The following is an 18,330-nucleotide window of genomic DNA, read 5'->3' on the forward strand; positions in this document are numbered from 1 at the left end:
CCTTTAGTCAATTTCAACAATTATCTTAACATCGAGTAAGACTAAGTATTTATGGCTCACTTTTTCTTGAGAAAAGGAATTTAGGGCTTGTTCATACAAACGCAATTGACCTGTATATTTCTTCTTAATATTGGCAATTGACTTGTCCCAATGCTTAATATCAATATGGTCGGTCTTATAATCAAACAGTATTATACCGTCATTTCCTATAAAATAGCCATCAATTGTTCCATGAATTAAGATTTTAGCATTTGGATCACTAAAATCTGGAAATAGGGTTCTGGCTGCTAACAAACTAGAAAAATCAACTTCTCGTTTTAATTGTTTTGGCTTTTGCCAAAACTGTTGTGCAAAGCCACTATGGACAAACCAATCAATTTGTTCTTTATGCAAACTGGGAACAATTTCAGCTTGTAACTTATTTTGTTTAATAAGGTTCTGAATTTCCATATTGAGTTGTTCAATGTCTCCCTTACCTTCATAATCGTAATACTGTAAAATAAGGTGCATGGCAGTACCAATTTCACTACCCGTAAATTTGGTTTGAAACAAAAAATTGGGCTTAGTATCAATTGGTTCCAGATACCGATTAGCTGATGATAATAGTTGGGCATTTTCTAATTCTTCATCTAAAGGATCATTAAATGCCTTTTTAATTTCAGAAACCGATTGATAGGCTGTTGTTTGACTAGCATCTTTAAAGGGATAATTAAAATCATACAACTGCTGGGTTGTTTTATTAAGTAACTCTAAATTATTAAATTTTTTAGAAGTTGTTTCATGACTTACGATCGATTCAGTATCATTAAAATTACCACAATAATATGAAATTATTAGTTTTTCATCATTGTCAAGGGCTGAACTAATTTCACATATTTTTTGCTCTGAATGTTGTTCAAGCTTTAAGACATTAGCAATTAAGTCAAATGGCGTTTGTGCATGTAACTTATTATATAAAGAAGTTTGACTCAACTCATTTTCGTAGTTAGATGAATTAAAAAAATTAGATACTAAAATCAGTTTTTGTTTTGCCCTAGTCATTCCAACATATAAAATTCTAGCCTCTTCTTCCAATAACTGTCGCTGTTTTAAGACATTATCAATCGATTTAACAAGCGAATCAATCCGATATTTCGGTTGCCGAATTGTTAGCCCCACATTGTTCGAAGTAATAATATAATTTCCACTTAAATCACGCTTTTGAAATTTATGTTGCATACCAATATAAAAAACAATTGGAAATTCAAGTCCTTTTGAACTATGAACAGTCATTAATCTGACAGCATCATCTGCTTCTCTGGCAACTAACGGCTGTGCTAGATCTTTTTGATTACGTCTCATTCTTTCAATGAAGTTAATAAATTGATAGAGTCCCTTGAATCCTGCACTCTCATAAGAAGTTGCTCGTTCATATAGTGATTCTAAGTTTATTCTACGCTGTTTCCCATTCTTTAACGCCGTCATAATTTCTAATAAGTTAGTTTTTTCATAAATACTCCAAATCAACTCAGAAATTCGGTGATTAACAGCAAACAATCTCAATTCATCTAACTGGTTTAAGAAATTTTTAACTTGTTTACCTAATTTGTCATTTACTGAAACATATGCGATCAATGCATCATAGAAACCAGTTTTTTTACTATGAACTCTAATCTTAGCTAAATCAGGTTCTTTGAAATTAAATAGTGGTGAACGTAAAACAGCTACTAACGGAATATCTTGATCTGGATTATCAATGATGCGCAAATAATTCATAATAACTGTCAGTTCAAGTGTTTGAAAATAATTTTTGGCATCCGTGACTAAAAGTGGCAAATTTTGTTTGGAAAACTCCTGCATAATTGTCAAATTATCGCTGCGGCTCCTAGTTAGTATTACAATATCGCTATATTTAAAAGGTCGTTTTTCTCCACTATGAGTATCAAAAACTTGTAAATTTTCCTTCCTAAATTGCTTGATTCTTTCAATTACCAATTTAATTTCAATTGTATCAGTTCCTGCTGCTGAGCTTTTTTCATCTTCACTGTTTTTATCATTTTTTTGGGGATAAATAAATTCGGCTGCCTGTGGTAATAGTTTAGGATAGTATTTTGCACCAAATTTCAACTGTCCTTCTTGAGCATAATCAATACCACCAAAATCAGGCGTTAATATATTGTTAAAAATATGATTAACAAGTTTAACTACAGGATCAGTAGAACGAAAATTATCAGAAAGCAAAATTCTTTTTTGATCATGATTGCTTTCTTGAGCGGCAGCATGGTATTTATGTAGAAATAGACTAGGTTCTGCCTGACGAAAACCATAAATTGATTGCTTGACATCCCCTACCATGAATAAATAATTCTGATTTTTTTTCTTTATTAATTGCAGAATTTTTTCCTGCAAGACATTGATATCCTGATACTCGTCAACCAAAATTTCCTTAAATTTATTTTGATAAAATTCACGTGCCATTTGAGAGCTGGATGTATCTTGACTAAGAATTTGATAAGCTAATTGTTCCATATCACTGTAATCAATCAAATTTTCTTCTCGTTTTAACTGATTGAAGCGATTAATCAAGGCTAATTCCGCTTTAGTGATTGCTGTCATGATGTGGTTGCCTTGCTGCATTATATCAAGTTGATTTGCTTCATCAGTTGCATAAAATGAAGTAAAAGTATCAAATACTAAATTAGCCGCTTCTTTTTTTACTTCGCCAAGTTCTTCTAAATCAACTTCTTGTAATTTTTTATTGCTAGGAACTCTTCCTTCAAACACACAACTTTGTAAAAGTTCACGTTGCTGATCATAATTTTGATCATTTTTGAGAGCATTATAATAATTTGCTATACGTTTAGCAAATGAAGTGAAGTTTTTTCCGAATTTAATATATTTTGTCTCACTGAAATCTGTCACTGATAATTGGTTAAGTTTTTGCACTAAAGGAGAAAAAGCACTTAAAAGATAAGGCTTAATTTGCTGCTGCCATAAATCAGAAGTAACAACTTTTTCACCAATTTGATATTTATTATTTAGTTGTTTCAGCCAAGATTGATAATCAGGTTTAGCCATTGCATAGTCGTATAGATCTAATAATAAATTTCGAGCTGTTTCAGCATCCCGATCACCTGCAAAATTATTATAAAAAGCAAGAAACTCCGCATCTTTTTCTAACAACATCTTATCTTCAATATCGTGTAAAGCATGCTCTCGCATTAATTCTGCTTGAGTTTCATCAGTTAAGATACTAAAACTAGGATCAATATCAATTATATAATAAAATCGATGAATGACATCCAAACAAAAAGCGTCAATAGTAGAAATGTTTGCAGTATCAACTAGATTAAGCTGCTTACGTAGATAATTTTGATTGGCGTTATCTTCTTCACTGCTTTTTTGTAAAACAGCCTTAATTCGAGTCTTCATTTCCTGAGCAGCAGCTTTAGTAAAGGTAACAACTAACAGTTGATCTACACTAGTACCAGATAGAATTTCTTTCATCAAACGTTGCACTAAAACGGTTGTTTTACCACTACCAGCCGAGGCAGAAACAAGGATATCTTTGCCTTGAGTATCAATAGCTTCTTGCTGCTGTTTAGTAAAATTAGTCATTTTTCTCCTTGTCTCCTATGCTTAACTTTTTTTGAATTTTAGTGATTAGTTCTTGTCTTGTTAAATTATCAATTTGGTGATATTTATTTTCTTTGAGCATAGCATCAAAGAAGAAGATGTCACGATAATCTGAATAAGTTAGAGCATTAACAGATTTCCCGTAGCGATATGGGTTAAGTTTAACTTGACCAGATAAAATTTGGCTTGAAGCCTCTTTGATTAATTCCTCATCATATTTTAGTAATTGTTCAAGTTCATCTTCAGTAAAAACTGGAGAATCATTTCTTGAAGATAGAGTTCCATCCGCCTTAGTTTTAGCATTATCATACAATTTAGAAGCTGTACTAGGAATACTAAGTTCTGGGTCTGCTACAAATAAAGACATTTGATCGAGGTTAATCAAACCACTATATTTCAACTTCTTTTTGCCATAAAAGCTAGCTTGTTTTGGCTGCAAATCAGATTTAAAACTATTTTTACCATTTAATCTATCAAGCTGGCGAGTAAATGTTTCATAAAATGCACCTAAAAGCGCCAAGGGTTGTTTACCAGCAAAAAACTGCTGATTGTGCGCTAGGACATCCAAATAAGAGATCATTTGTAATGAAATTCCCTCATAAAAGTACCCCATATTAAAACTTTTCGAAGAAGATTTATAATCAATTATTTGAGCTAATATTTCATTTTTTTCTGGAATTGTTGCAAGATCCACTCGGTCAATTTTTCCACGAAGATTGACATAATGCTGACCATTTAAATTAGGAATTTTCAAGTTAAGACCCGCGACAGGCTCGCCTGATCCAAAACTAAGTTCCGAATATTTTGCCCTTAATGGGGTCTTTTGGACTGCACGATGCCAGTAGTTGACCACTTTTGTGGTAGTTTGATCAAGACAATCAAATAAGAATTGATTAAAGGGATCATTGAATAATTGCTGATATTTGGCCTCATCCTTCATTTTATTATGTACCAATTCAAGTAATTGACTAAGAGCGTCATCATCAACTTCAGCTAAATCAAGTGAATGCTTATTTAGTTCCTTAACTAGTCGATCAAGTGTTTCATGACAATAGTTACCAGCTTGAATGACGTCTAATTCATTTTCAAATCGTTTATGCAAACGCAGGCCATACCGTAAGAAAAACTCATAAGAGTTTTCAAAATAAGTTTCTAACTGTGAAACTGATGAGCTAAGATTTTCACCATATAACTTTTGAGCAAGTTCGGGTTCCAAATTGACAGGTTTATTAATAAATTGACATGATTCAAGAACCAATTTTGTTTGATTAGGTAATCTCTTCTGAGTTAGCTTTAATAAATAATCGACGTCAAATTCAGATTGAGTTTGTTTAAGATAAGTTAAATAACCTAGGCTCGCCTTAGGATTAGTTATAAAGGATAATATCTCTTGCTGGCTTGCTGGTAAATTATGTTGTGAAAATTCAGAAATACCGGCATGTTTGAATCGCTGATAATAAATTGATGGCTCAATGGATTCGTTCTCGGTATTTGTTACAGGATATGATAAATAAACTCGATCCTGTGCTAAAGACAAACAGAGACCGAATTGATAATTTTGGTCTAAATTACTTAACTTTTGTTGATCTTCTAGATAAGAATCTTCACCAAAAGTTTGACTCATATTTTCTAAGTTTTCACTGCTTAAAAATCCAGGGGTTTTATTGATCTTGGGCAAATTATTATTGGTAGCACCTAAAATAAAGACCTGCTTATAACCGCTAACTTGGACAATTCCTGTTTCTGAAAGGTTAACAGCATCCATTGTTGATGGAATTTGCGCAAAATTTGCCTCTTTAAACCCATTTACCAAGACATTAAAAAAGCTAGTTACAGAAAATTCATCTGGATTAATCAGTAAATAATCTTGGAGCAATGTATTCAATAAGTCCCAAACTTGTTCCGATTGCCTTGCTTGCTGTAAATCACCACTTTCTTGAGCGGTTGCTCGCCAATTTTCTAAAACTTTTGTAACACCATTTCTTGTTAAAAAATCAAAAAAAACGGTAATCGCCTTACGGGTGTCTTTTTCCTTTTGCAATCTAGCTAATAGAATAGAGATTTCTTTAACAAAGAAATCCTTTAATTTATTTATCTTTGCTACTTCATCTGGAACTTGATCTAATCGAATAACACTAGCAGCAACATAATCAGTAAAATTACGCTGCCATAAATTGTGGTTGATTCCATGAGCAAGAACGAAATTTTCAAGTTCGTCTACATCGTGTAGATAATTAGCGTCTTCTTGATACCACTCAGGAACTATAAGTCTTGTTTTCATGATTGCCAACATGTTAGTTGTTGATAGTGGACGATTAAAAAGTTGAGCTATATTTTCAATTAAAACGACTAGCGGGTGAAATTTCATTTCTTGTTGCAAGTCATCAAAAAAGGGAATATTATTTTGGCGCAAGATTGGAATTAAGTAAGTTTCATATTCGTGTAAATTTGGTGCTAAAACCAAAAAATCTCGGTAACGGTATTTATTTAAAGCTACTTGCTGATAAATGGTGCGCGCCACAAAATATGCTTCGGCATAGCGATTATCGGCTTTAATCAATTGAAGAGATTTAAGATCCCCAATGTTATCTACTACTCCTGTCCAAAATTCGTTTAGCATTTCACGACTGGTAGGATTAATTGCAACAGGCGTTTGTTCAATAGTATATTTAAGACATTGCTGTTTTAAATACCCAACTAATTGATTGATTGTTTTTTGAATAACATAATCATATTCTCCGGGAACACAATTGGGGATAATAGTACCATTTTTTGTTTTAAAGGCAAGCGTTACACTGTGAGCCTTTTGCATTAATAATTTAATTGTAATACATTCTTGTAATGAAAAATGTGAAAAATCACTAAAATAAAAGTCAGTCTTTGATAAGTCTGAGTTGCTTGCCAAATATTCATTTAACTGAAGTTGAATTTCATTAGCAGTTGAAAACTTCTCGCTAATTCCCTCAATAAAAGCATGATAGATAATCTTTAAATCAGAAATTTTTTCCTTTGTTTCAAGATTTAATTGATTCTCATCAATGTCATCTAAGTCAAGGTTTCCAGAACGGACTTGCAAAATAGTATCATATAACTGCTTAATTAATCCGGGATTAATATTGGCTTTTTGGAAAAGATGCAAATGAGCACGATTTTGCTCGATTATTTTAGCTAATAGCATGGCTGCGGCAGCATCATCAAGTTGAACGGGTAGTCCCTTTTCTTCATTTTTTAAGAAGAACCAAGCTAAACGAGAAAATGATAAAACACGCAACTTTTCAACCGATTGTTCTACTTGATTTTGTGAAACTGCCAGTTTATTTATTGCCCGAACTTCTGTGGTAAACTTAATATGGTTAGGGACAATGATAAAAGTTTCATGCTCTGGAAAGTGCTGGTAGTTCTCTACTGCCTGTTGCAAGATTTCTTCTTGTAAAAAATCTGTTTGCCTACCGACTAAAATTTTGATCATTTGTTCTCTTCTCCTTTGCTATTATTTTAGCATAGGAGCATAAATTTTTTCACAAACATTAAAGGAACTTAAATAAAATGAAATGTAGTTATCTCGCACATGGAAAAGTAATTCTAATTGGTGAGCATTCGGTAGTTTATGGCTATAATGCGTTATCAATACCGATTATGGCTCTGCATATCAAAGTCACAGTTGAGCCTAGCTCGGAACTGTTGATGAATACTACACACTATCAGGGTCCTTTTTTTATGGCTCCTTCTTCATATAATGGTCTTAAATATGTACTTAAAACAATGCAAGCAAAAGCTGCAAGCACTGAACAAATTAAAATTACTTATACAGGAGAAATCCCACCAGAACGTGGGTTAGGTTCAAGTGCAACTGTGGCTTTAGCAACAACCAAGGTGTTAGATGCATACTTTAATTTGAACCTTTCTGATGATGATATTATGGCAATAACTAATCATGCAGAAATGATTAATCATGGTAAAGCATCTGGTTTAGATGCTGCAACTGTAAAGTCTAGTTATCCGATTTTCTTTAATTCTCAAGAAGGTCCACAAGAAATAAAGTCTAGGTTACATGCGTCACTGCTAATCATGGATACAGGTGAATTGGGTAATACAAAACAAGCAGTTAACCAGGTACATGAGTTAATACAGCGTTCTAGACAAGCAGAAACTAATTTGAAAAGATTGGGAAAGCTTGCTGATGAAACAAAAGATGCTTGGCTTAATCATGATAAAATAACAATAGGTCAAATTTTTAATCAGGCACAGTCGTTACTGCATTCTTTTAATTTATCTACAGCCAAAATAGACCAACTACAAGATCTTGCTTTGTCTAATAACGCTCTTGGTTGCAAACTCTCTGGTAGTGGATTAGGAGGAATTGTAATTGTCCTGTGTTCTGATCATCAGACAGCTGAAAAAATTGCTCAAAAGGCAAATAAATTAGTTGAAAATAGTTGGATTGAGGAGATTTAATGAATAAAACTGTTCGAGCACATACAAACATTGCGCTCATAAAGTATTGGGGAAAAGCTGATGAGCATAAGCGTCTACCACTAATGTCTAGTTTATCAATGACTTTGAATCAGTTTTATACGGATACACGAATTTGTGCAAGCACTAGCAATTGTTTTCGACTTAACGGTATTATGCAAACAGGTCAAAGCTACCGACGAGTGTTTTCTTATTTGAAATTTTTGCAAAACAAGTTTAATGTTACCGGTAATTTGTTAGTAGAATCTTATAATCATGTCCCAACGGCGGCAGGATTAGCATCTTCTAGTTCTGCTTTTGCGGCTTTAGCTGGCGCATTTGCTGCCTACTATGATCTTCAACTTGATCGACAAGAATTATCGCGTTTAGCAAGATATGGATCAGGTTCTGCTAGCAGATCTGTTTATGGGGGGTTTGCAATCTGGAAAAAAGGGACTGATGATAATTCTTCATATGCATATCCTTTAGATGAAGTGCCACAGATAGATTTGCAACTACTAGTAATAGAATTAGATCCTCATCCCAAAAAAATAACTTCAACTGCTGGAATGAAACATGCTCAGTCTTCCCCATTCTTTCAACCATGGCTAAAGCGTAATGATCAGGAATTAGCCGCTATGATAAATGCAATTAAAGAGGAAGATTTCTCCACTTTGGGTCAAATAGCAGAGTTAAATGCTAGTGAAATGCATGCCATTAATTTTACTGCACAACCAGGTTTTTCCTATTTAGAGCCAGAAACAATTAAGGCAATAGATGTTGTCCATGATTTACGAAGTAAAGGAATTGAATGTTATTACACAATTGATGCAGGACCTAACATAAAAATTTTGAGTCAGTTAAAAAATGTAAAAGATATTATTAATCGGTTTGTATCGGAATTTGACAATGTTAAGATAATAAATGCAGGTTTTGGTCCGGGCCTTTCATATTTGGACTAATTTCTAATTTTAGATGAGTTAATTAGTTAGGAGATTAAATTCCCTTGATAACAGAGCAAGCTCCCGGAAAGTTATATATTGCTGGTGAATATGCAGTTCTAGAACAGGATTGTCCCGCAATTTTAGTAGCTATAAATCAATTTATCCGTGTTTCAATTATGGAATCAAATTCAACAACCGGTTTAATTCATTCGAAACAGTATTCTCAAAGTTCAATTCACTGGGTTAGACATGGTGCACGAATGGTTATTGATAACCGTGATAATCCATTTGAATATATTTTATCCGCAATTTCTTATACTGAGCGATTTTGTATCGAGCAAGGTATAAAAATGAAGGTATATGATTTACACATTAATTCAGATCTTGATTCTGCTGATGGTAAAAAATATGGACTTGGGTCAAGTGCAGCAGTTACTGTTGCAACAGTGAAAGCAATTTTGCGTTTTTATGATGTCCCTTTTAGTAATGAACTAGTATATAAACTTTCGGCAATTTCGCATTATTCTGTCCAAGGCAATGGTTCTGCTGGAGATATTGCCGCTAGCGTCTATGGGGGATGGATTGCTTATCAAACTTTTAATAAGAATTGGTTAAAAAAAGAACTAATTCATAAATCATTAACGACAATTTTAAATGAAGCATGGCCGGGATTGAAGATCCAGTTGTTGACTCCTCCTCAAGGCATGCAATTATTAATTGGTTGGAGCCATAAGCCGGCATCAACTTCTCTACTTGTTGACGAAACCAATGCCAATAAAGCAGCTTTAAATGGAGAATACAAGTGCTTTTTAAAATCTTCACGAAAATGTGTCTTAGAAATGATTGCAGGATTTGAACAAAACGACATTCAGTTAATTCAACATAAAATTAGGGAAAATCGCAAATTATTACAACATTTTGCAAAAATTAACCAAATTGCTATTGAAATTCCGCGCTTATCTAAGTTAATCAATATTGCTGAATCATTCGGTGGAGCTGCTAAAACATCTGGAGCCGGAAACGGAGATTGTGGGATTGTGATCACTGATTCTAAGACAGATTTTACGGGATTAAAAACAAAATGGCAGCAAAATGGTATTATGCCATTAGATTTTCGCGTTCATCAAGTTAATTTTATTTAAATGAAAATCCAATAATAATGAGGTAAGATATGTCAATCAGATCTAAGCGTAAAGATGAACATCTTAAATTAGCAGAAAAATTTTACTCTCAGAAAAAAATAAACAGTTTTGATGAGATGCACATAATACGGCCAGCTCTCCCAGAAGCTAGTGTTTCTAAAACAATTCTTAGAACTAAAATGTTTGGTAAAAATTTAGCAGCACCTTTTTTTATTAATGCTATGACTGGAGGTTCACAAAAGGCTTACGCCATTAACCAATCCTTAGGTAAAATTGCTTCGAAAACTCAAATTGCCCTTGCATTAGGTTCTGCAAGTATTCTTGTCAAAGAGCATAATCAACTTGATAGCTTTATTGTTGCTCGTGAAGAAAATCCCGAAGGCGTTATAATTGCTAATGTTAACGCAGCAACTTCTGCAAACGATGCTCAAAAAATTGTTTCAGAATTAAAAGCTGATGCCTTACAAATACATCTGAATGCTGTTCAAGAAATTGCAATGCCTGAAGGTGAACGAAAGTTTTATTGGTTGGATAATTTAAGAAAGTTGCGCCAGCAAATTACGGTTCCGTTGGTAATAAAAGAAGTTGGCTTTGGGCTAGATCGTGCTACCATTCATTTATTGAAAAATGAAGGTTTTTCCTTGTTTGACATAGCTGGTAGCGGAGGCACTAACTTTGCTCAAATTGAAAACGCGCGCAATCAAAGTGACCTTTCCTATTTAGAAACTGTTGGATTACCAACGGTCATTTCAGCTATAATGGCTAAAAAAGAAAAAGTTGACTTTATCGTTTCAGGTGGTATACGCAATCCTCTTGATGTTTTAAAAGCTTTGTGTTTAGGCGGAAAATACGTTGGAATTGCCAATACATTTTTGCAGGTTTTAATTAAAAATGATGCAGATATTTTGTTACAGATGATTTTGAATTGGCAAAAAGAATTAGCGGGATTGCTAGCTATATACGGGCAAACTGATTTACAGACTGTTTCTTCAATTCCTAAATATTATGATTTGCAATTACAAAATTGGTTGCAACAATTATAATAATAAAAAACTTGTAAGTTAATCCTCTACTGGATTGAGTTACAAGTTTTTTATTACTTAATCATTTAATAAATTCCAAATTTCTTTTTGTACAGCACTATCATTGCTTGATCCAATAATGCGACCGGCAGCTTTCTTGGCAATTGGTAAGGCTGTTGCAGTGGCAAAACTACGACCGACATATTTCAGCATTCCTACATCGTTACCACTATCGCCAAAAGCCACCATTTCACGAGGATTTATGTTAAATTTGGTACTAAGATACTTTAGACCCTGTGCTTTATTCATTCCCTTGGTCGACATGTCAATTGAGGTTGAAGACCCAGAGACAAAATCAAGTTGTGGGTAATTCTGCACTAATTGCTCAAGTAATTGAGGCATTTTATTTTTGGGGACATCAAATGTCGCTTTGAAAATTTGGTCGTCTAAATTTTCAAAACTATTAACCAGAGTTAATTTTTCATAATATTTTCTTAGTTCATTGCTATATGCTTTCCCCTCCTGAGTTAAAACATAAGCACTGGCCAGTCCAGAAACTGTAACTCGCTCGTTATACTTGTTAATTATTTCCAAAACAGTTTGCCAATCGGAATCTGACAAACTGTTAACATGTAATACTTGCCGTCCTTTTGCTACTAGTGCACCATTTTCTGCAACGAAATAAAGTTGATCAGCTACGTTAGGAAAGCGTGAATATAAATTTTCAAACTGATTTCCACTTGCAATTACAAATTTAATATTGCGTTGTTGCATAATTGCAAATTCACGCAAAAATAATTCTTCATCATAGGTTTTGGCATCAGTTAACCAAGTACCATCCATGTCAGTTGCAACTAATTTAATCATTAATTTAATTTCCTCCTTATTGTTTAGTGCGAAGTCCCTTAGGATAAAAGTTTTTTAAGACTGCATTACCAGTTATTTTTCCAAAGCTAAAAATCTCCTCGCGATAACTAACTAAAACAAAGCCCCGTAATTCACTAGTAGTAGGCAAAGCTTCGCCATGAAGAAACTTTATATAATCATTTTCGGAGAGATTGATTACACAATCTTGTTGTATTTGTCCAAGCACCATAGCTAACTGGTGACCAGGTTCAAACCGATTTTTCTTTATTATCCCCAATTCTACCCCATTATTAAGAATTTTCAGTGATAATTTATCTTCAATAGCGGGGATAAAGACATGTCCGTTGCTAACACGGCTGGTTTTGGACCAATTAATTAAAGATGTCGGTAGTTTAAACGGTTCCATCACTTTAGAAATCCAAAGCTTTTCTTCTTGGGTTAATCTGTTCGTAGCATCTCTATTGGAATGCTTTTTTTTATGCTTATTAATACTATTTTCGTGAATAGAACTTTGGAGTTTTGCAATGAATTGTCCCTCTCCCAAATTGTCAAAAGGCCAAAAACGGAGTGTATTTCTCAAACTAGAGTTGCCGTTTCCCCACTCTGGTTGACCATGATCTACATTGGCTTCTTTAAGATTAATTGGTGATATTTTAAAATTATACTGTTCTACTAACCACGAAACAATTTGCTCATCTTCTTCTGGTGCAAAGGTACAGGTAGAATAAATCAATTCTCCACCTGGCGCCAGCATTTTAACCGCTTCTGTTAAAATTTCTTTTTGACGATTTTGACAAAGTTGTATGTAATCTTGTGACCAATACGTAATCGCGTCTTTATTTTTACGAAACATCCCCTCACCACTACATGGGGCATCAACAATAATTTTATCAAAAAAAGCAGGAAATTGCGGAGCTAATTTTTGCGGACTTTCATTTGTGACAAGTGCATTAGTAATCCCCCAACGTTCAATATTTTCTCGTAAAATTTTAGCGCGAGAAGTGGATATTTCATTTGCTACCAGAAGACCTTTTCCTCGAAGTTGTTCCCCTAAAGCCGTGCTTTTTCCACCTGGAGCTGCACAAAGATCTAATATACGTTGACCAGGCTTAGCATTTGTAATTAATGCTGGAAACATAGCTGCCGGGTCTTGTGAATAAATAATACCACTTACCCATTCAGGACTTTGACTATTAAATTGACCGTAATAAGCTTGTGGAATGTCTGGAACAGAAGAAGCTTGGTGATTATTAAATTTATACTGTTTGTTAAGCGAATTAATACGATAAGCCTTTTTTGGATCATTGTCTAACGCATCAAATAGTTTATTAGCTTTGGTTTTTCCGAGTAAAGTCCGATATTTATCAACAAATTCAGTTGGAAGATTAAGCATTAATTTTTTCCTTTCGCCAAAGATAAAACAAAGTATAACAATAACTGATAAAAGCTACCAGCCAACATATAGATAGAAGCCAGAACAAGTGTTGTTGCTTGGATATAAATGTACGCCAATTAAGAAAGAAATATGCGCTAAATGTTAAAAGTAATTCCATTAAGATAATTCTAATTCCACGGTTGAACAATAAATTATTTAGCAGATGCCCGCTCAAATGAGTTTGTTTACCAGTTGACCATTCAATTATTGCCAGCAATACATTACAGAGCATAATAATAAAACCAAAAAAGATCATAAAAATTATTTCTTTAATTACTGAAAACCGATGAATTTGATGTTTTTTGACAAAAGAAGGTATTTTGACCTTAACATGATAATGAGATGCAAGATGACGAATTACTTTGTTTGAACTATCAATAATAATAACGTAATTCTTTAATTTGAACTGCCCTGTTGGTTGCTCGGGACCAGTAGTCAAATAATAACCAGTTTGCTTCATCTGCCGATAATGTTTTAAGGTTCCAATTACTGAATAATAATTATTATTAAGCTTAAGATATTGATTGCCTTGAGTTTTAAGTGTTGCTGCCTTAGAATTTAACCCTAGTACAGCAAAAGTGACTCTGCTTTTAAAATCGTCAACTGAAAAATAACGACCATACTCTGTAGGTAAATTAATAACATTATAATTAGACCAAACTAATGTTTGATTGGTTTCATTTTTGTTTGCCAAATGAAGTTGGATTTTATTTTTAGGATATTTTTCTTGTAGATAAATCAAAAAGGAACCAACTGTTTGCTTGTTTTTAATTTCAAAATAGCGTGTATTATTACTTAATCCATAAGCTTCAAGCAGCTGATCTGCTTCTTGTGATTGAATATTGGAAAGTATGCTACCAATACCTAATAAAGAAAGAAAAATAATTAATAATAAAATTGCTTTTTTAAATTTCATGCTTGATCTCAAATACCTGTTCATTAATAAAGTCGAAGCTGCTAAAAGATTGATTTATTTGATGCAACTCTGAAGATTGACTGAAGTGCATTTTATGCCAAAATTCGGGTGAATTAGTTACCCCATTTTTTTCGCCAATAAAAAGCAAGTGACTGTTAGGATTATATCTTTCCCATGTTTTAACCGCCAATAAATCACTTTCAGTGAAATTAGGCGCCCAAGAACAAATAATTAATTCTACATTAGTAAATTTTTTAATTGCCATCAAAGCATCGAAATTATAAATTGGATAACACGTTTGCCTACCAGTGGCAGAAGTTTTGGACCACTCAAAAGAATCTGTTGCAATCATGTTAACTCCAACTTGGCTTAACGCTTTGGACCAATATCCGTTGCCAGCCATTATTTCTAAACCATTCTTAATTTGTAAGTTTTCTTTGATTAAATCGGCGGTTGTTAAATTTGGCAAAGACCAAATGCCGTATTTAACAGATAAAAACTGACGTAAATTATTAAATAGTTGATTAATAATTTTAAATTGGTTAATTTGTTTAAAAGTAAGTGTCTGACTAATTTCTTCAACTTCGTTTGGTAAAAAGCCCAGTGGCTTTGGCGCATTGGGTAAAATATTTTTGTGGTTAACAAAAGAAATTATTTGCCTTACTTCTAAAGTTTGTTTATGAACCTGTTGTCTATTAATTGCAGCGTCTAGCTGGTTAATTTTAGTTAAAAAATCTGTCATCTTTAATACCTAATAATGATTTTACCATTCAAACGAGAGGATTTCAGTTATAATAAAGAGGAACTTGATAAAGGAGAATATTTTATGGCAAAAAACGTAACTAAAAAGCAAGATGAAAAAGAAGAAAGTTGGGGTAAATTTATTCTAGATGTTGTCGTTATGATGGCAATAATTCTTGGAATCTTTTATTTGCTATTTAATTTTGTTCTTTCAAATGACCGTGTTTCCGGTCCGTCAATGCAGCCCACCTTTGAAGATAACGAACGGCTGATTTCGGTAAGGCATTTTACTCCCAAAAGAAATGACGTTGTTGTTTTGTTAGCACCTAAGGCCGCTAACGATGTTCCGGGGGCTTTATATATCAAACGTGTTATTGGTTTACCTGGAGATAAATTAGTTTCTAAAAATGATAAAATGTATATTAATGGTAAATTGTTTAAGGAGCCATATTTAGATAATAGCTTTAAAAAAGCAGATAATGATGCTGGGCAGACCTACACATCTAATTTTACCTATAAGGTACCGAAAGGCTCATACTATGTAATGGGTGATCATCGTGACATATCAAAAGATTCGCATATTTTTGGTCCAGTAAAACGTGATGCCTTGGTTGGCAAGGTTGTGTTCAGATATTGGCCGTTTACAAAAATTCAAGGATTTTAACATTACTTTTTAAAATTTGTTAAAATAAATTGTAGAGGAGATTTTATTATGAATCAGCAATTAGAAGAATTGTCCGGTGCAATTATTAATTATGAAGTAAAGCATCACGTAACTGATACCGATTTGGCTTTTGCTAGTCATTTATCAGTTGAAAAGATTCATGCAATGAAAGCTGGTACTGGTGCGTGCACTACTGAAGAAATTAACCAAATTTACGATTATTTGGCTACTAATAATTAAAAATCATTAATATACATAACAAAAGCCATCAAGACTGTTCTTGATGGCTTTTGTTTTAAAATATTTACTTCTTTTCTTTAGCTTCAAAGTATCTAGTCATTAAAAAGATATTGATGCCCAAAAATATCAGGTCAATCACAACTAATGTTAAAATCACAATTATTAAACTATGAAAAGCATTCTGGATACCATAAAATCCTGAGTTAATAAATAACTGTCTGATAAATTGGTTAGCCTTGCTTAATAACCACGCAAGAACCATTATAATTATGAAACGAATTACTTCCATTATCTTTTTACTTGATGATCCAGGAAGAAAATCAAGCAAGGCGCTACTGGAAAAATTAAAGAAGCTAATCAAAAAGTAACCAAGAAATGCAATTAAGATGGCTAATAATATTGCTTCTAACAAAACTGCGATAGTATTAATATCTACATTATGAAGCGAACGTTTAAATTCAGCTATGTTTCTTAGCGTATCAGTATGAAATTGTTTGTTAAGTAAAAATGTTGCACCAAATAATAGAAAGTTTGCCAGAAATTCTAAAATAGAAAAATAAACAACCGCAATAAAAGAACTTAAGGTGTTATCAGCGTATAGTAAACTATCCTTAATCGGTGCTAACCGCCAAGTTTGGTTATTATTAATGTGCTCATTTTTAACACAAGTTACAACATAAAAAATAAGTATAACAAAAAAAGACAGCATTAAAAAAATAGCGCACAAACCTGCAAAAAAATCTTCAGCTTGAGTAGAATTAACAAAAACATGGCCTACAGAAAAAAATGCAATGCCTAACGAACATATAAATTGTAAGAGAAGCCATAAAAAGCAATCCTTAGTTTTTTGTTTAAAAAATTCGGTAAACAGTCGGTTAAAAATTGACATTATTCTTCCTCCCCTTGATAAAGACTCTCGTAATATGTCTCTACACTAATGTTCTTTGCTCTTATATCATCCGCAGATTTATGTGTATAGATCGTCTTATTTTTAATAATCACAATTTCATCAAGTGTTGTTTCAATTTCATTAACAAAATGATCTGAAATTAAAATGGTTGCCTGATCTTCTTTCCAAAGGAGAATTGAATTAATAATTTTTTTACGAGCCATTGCATCGATTCCCGAAAAAGGTTCATCTAGCAAATATAGATCAGTTTTACGTGAAAAAGTAAGAGCAATAATTAATTTTTCTCGCATTCCTTTCGACATTTGCGATAACCGCATACCTAAATCGAGTTTCATAAATGAACGCAACTGTTCAAATTGTTCGCTGTCAAAATCTTGATAGATTACTTCATAAAAATGTACTATCTCATTTATTTTGGTTGACCCACTAAAACCAGTTAAACCATCAGTAAATGACAAGTGCTCTTTTCGTTCGGCTTCACTACTTCTACCGGCAACGGTAACTTCTCCTTGATAATTTTTAGCCATGCTGGCAATAATTCGCATGAGTGTTGTTTTACCAGCACCATTTTCACCTAGAAGCGCCACAATCTTGCCAGGCTGTAACTGTAAGTTAATGTTTTCTAATATTGTTTTATGATTCTTCTTGTAAGTTAAATCTTTAATTTCTAAAAGATTTTCCATGATTTTACTCCCTATTTAAATATCGTGTTAAAGATATTGTGATTTCTTTGTTAGTAAGTCCTAAAGCTGCCATATTGTCAACAAATTTATCTAACTCTTCTTCAATTAATTCCTGTTTAGTCTTTTCTAGCAGTTTAGTATCTTCGGTCACAAAATTACCTTCGCCTCTTTTAGTAAATAAAATTCCTTCAGTGTTCATTTGCTGCAGAGCACGTTGCACTGTATTGACATTAACTGTTAGTAAAACAGCTAATTCACGTACAGAAGGGATTTTACTACCTGGTTGCAATTTACCGGTAATAATCTGCCGATAAAGATACTGTTTGATTTGAAGATAAATAGGGATATTATCTTTAAATTCCACAACTCCACCATCCTTTTTTATACTGTATCACACTTCTAACACACGATGATAACGCACATTATTAGTTTATGCAATATTTAAGTTGGCTTTTTATATTTTTTTGTCATAATTAACATATTAAAGGTCTAATAAGACTTTATTTTTGCGATAGGAAAAGAGATAAATAAGCAAGAATATTAGGCCAGTACTAATAATCTGTACACCAGCCATGGTGTAAGTGCCTAAAAAGCAATCACTTCATCAGCTAAAAAATATATCTAAATCCAATAAAGGCAACTAACCCATTAAGTAGGCTAATAATCATCGTTGATAGAAAGAGTCGTAAGAAGCAGTTG

The 18,330-nt window shown here is 33.1% G+C and carries 15 protein-coding genes; 6 read left to right on the forward strand and 9 right to left on the reverse strand.

Annotation, left to right across the window (positions count from 1 at the left end):
• Positions 1–3 precede the first annotated feature (3 nt).
• Both addA and ACYIAQ_RS01070 read right to left on the reverse strand, forming a co-directional pair.
• Entirely contained in the window at positions 4–3,597 is a 3,594-nt protein-coding gene (addA, locus tag ACYIAQ_RS01065) for a helicase-exonuclease AddAB subunit AddA (RefSeq protein WP_483562235.1), read from the reverse strand.
• Positions 3,590–7,084 (reverse strand): PD-(D/E)XK nuclease family protein, encoded by a 3,495-nt coding sequence (locus ACYIAQ_RS01070; protein WP_483562236.1) that lies wholly within the window; start codon positions 7,082–7,084, stop codon positions 3,590–3,592. Before ACYIAQ_RS01070 ends, addA begins: the two co-directional genes overlap by 8 nt.
• A gap of 77 nt (positions 7,085–7,161) precedes the next feature.
• Between ACYIAQ_RS01070 and mvk the strand changes: the two genes are divergently transcribed.
• Genes mvk through fni form a run of 4 tightly spaced genes read left to right on the forward strand, consistent with a single transcriptional unit; the run spans position 7,162 to position 11,196 of the window.
• Positions 7,162–8,070, forward strand: coding sequence for a mevalonate kinase (gene mvk / locus ACYIAQ_RS01075; protein ID WP_483562237.1), 909 nt, complete (start codon positions 7,162–7,164; stop codon positions 8,068–8,070).
• Positions 8,070–9,029 (forward strand): diphosphomevalonate decarboxylase, encoded by a 960-nt coding sequence (gene mvaD / locus ACYIAQ_RS01080; RefSeq protein WP_483562238.1) that lies wholly within the window; start codon positions 8,070–8,072, stop codon positions 9,027–9,029. The genes mvk and mvaD overlap by 1 nt, the downstream gene beginning before the upstream one ends.
• Positions 9,030–9,073: 44 nt before the next feature.
• On the forward strand, positions 9,074–10,153 hold the full coding sequence (locus ACYIAQ_RS01085; RefSeq protein WP_122018218.1) for a phosphomevalonate kinase: 1,080 nt from the start codon (positions 9,074–9,076) through the stop codon (positions 10,151–10,153).
• Between the two features lie 29 nt (positions 10,154–10,182).
• Positions 10,183–11,196: a type 2 isopentenyl-diphosphate Delta-isomerase gene (gene fni / locus ACYIAQ_RS01090; RefSeq protein WP_483562239.1), complete on the forward strand. Its 1,014-nt coding sequence runs from the start codon at positions 10,183–10,185 to the stop codon at positions 11,194–11,196.
• A gap of 57 nt (positions 11,197–11,253) precedes the next feature.
• On the opposite strand, the gene ACYIAQ_RS01095 is transcribed toward fni, so the two are convergent.
• From ACYIAQ_RS01095 to ACYIAQ_RS01110, 4 genes are read right to left on the reverse strand one after another with little or no spacing between them, the layout of a single operon-like run.
• Positions 11,254–12,042, reverse strand: a complete 789-nt coding sequence (locus tag ACYIAQ_RS01095; RefSeq protein WP_483562240.1) for a Cof-type HAD-IIB family hydrolase — start codon at positions 12,040–12,042, stop codon at positions 11,254–11,256.
• Between the two features lie 16 nt (positions 12,043–12,058).
• Complete coding sequence (locus tag ACYIAQ_RS01100) at positions 12,059–13,435, reverse strand: RsmB/NOP family class I SAM-dependent RNA methyltransferase (protein WP_483562241.1); 1,377 nt, start codon at positions 13,433–13,435, stop codon at positions 12,059–12,061.
• A complete protein-coding gene (locus ACYIAQ_RS01105; RefSeq protein WP_483562242.1) occupies positions 13,428–14,393 on the reverse strand; it encodes a hypothetical protein in 966 nt (321 codons plus the stop codon). The genes ACYIAQ_RS01100 and ACYIAQ_RS01105 overlap by 8 nt, the downstream gene beginning before the upstream one ends.
• Complete coding sequence (locus ACYIAQ_RS01110; protein WP_483562243.1) at positions 14,383–15,135, reverse strand: SAM-dependent methyltransferase; 753 nt, start codon at positions 15,133–15,135, stop codon at positions 14,383–14,385. The genes ACYIAQ_RS01105 and ACYIAQ_RS01110 overlap by 11 nt, the downstream gene beginning before the upstream one ends.
• An 84-nt stretch (positions 15,136–15,219) precedes the next feature.
• Between ACYIAQ_RS01110 and lepB the strand changes: the two genes are divergently transcribed.
• Both lepB and ACYIAQ_RS01120 read left to right on the forward strand, forming a co-directional pair.
• On the forward strand, positions 15,220–15,798 hold the full coding sequence (gene lepB / locus ACYIAQ_RS01115; protein ID WP_122018224.1) for a signal peptidase I: 579 nt from the start codon (positions 15,220–15,222) through the stop codon (positions 15,796–15,798).
• A gap of 48 nt (positions 15,799–15,846) precedes the next feature.
• Positions 15,847–16,038 carry an LBP_cg2779 family protein gene (locus ACYIAQ_RS01120; protein WP_122018225.1) on the forward strand — a complete coding sequence of 64 codons (192 nt, stop codon included), beginning with the start codon at positions 15,847–15,849 and terminating at the stop codon, positions 16,036–16,038.
• A 64-nt stretch (positions 16,039–16,102) separates the two neighbouring features.
• Here ACYIAQ_RS01120 and ACYIAQ_RS01125 read toward each other — a convergent pair whose 3' ends face one another.
• Genes ACYIAQ_RS01125 through ACYIAQ_RS01135 form a run of 3 tightly spaced genes read right to left on the reverse strand, consistent with a single transcriptional unit; the run spans position 16,103 to position 17,995 of the window.
• Positions 16,103–16,927, reverse strand: a complete 825-nt coding sequence (locus ACYIAQ_RS01125; protein ID WP_483562244.1) for a hypothetical protein — start codon at positions 16,925–16,927, stop codon at positions 16,103–16,105.
• On the reverse strand, positions 16,927–17,631 hold the full coding sequence (locus tag ACYIAQ_RS01130; RefSeq protein WP_122018229.1) for an ATP-binding cassette domain-containing protein: 705 nt from the start codon (positions 17,629–17,631) through the stop codon (positions 16,927–16,929). Before ACYIAQ_RS01130 ends, ACYIAQ_RS01125 begins: the two co-directional genes overlap by 1 nt.
• A 4-nt stretch (positions 17,632–17,635) precedes the next feature.
• Entirely contained in the window at positions 17,636–17,995 is a 360-nt protein-coding gene (locus tag ACYIAQ_RS01135) for a GntR family transcriptional regulator (RefSeq protein ID WP_122022960.1), read from the reverse strand.
• Positions 17,996–18,330 lie beyond the last annotated feature (335 nt).

The sequence above is a fragment of the Lactobacillus sp. X-49 genome (genome assembly GCF_057063645.1).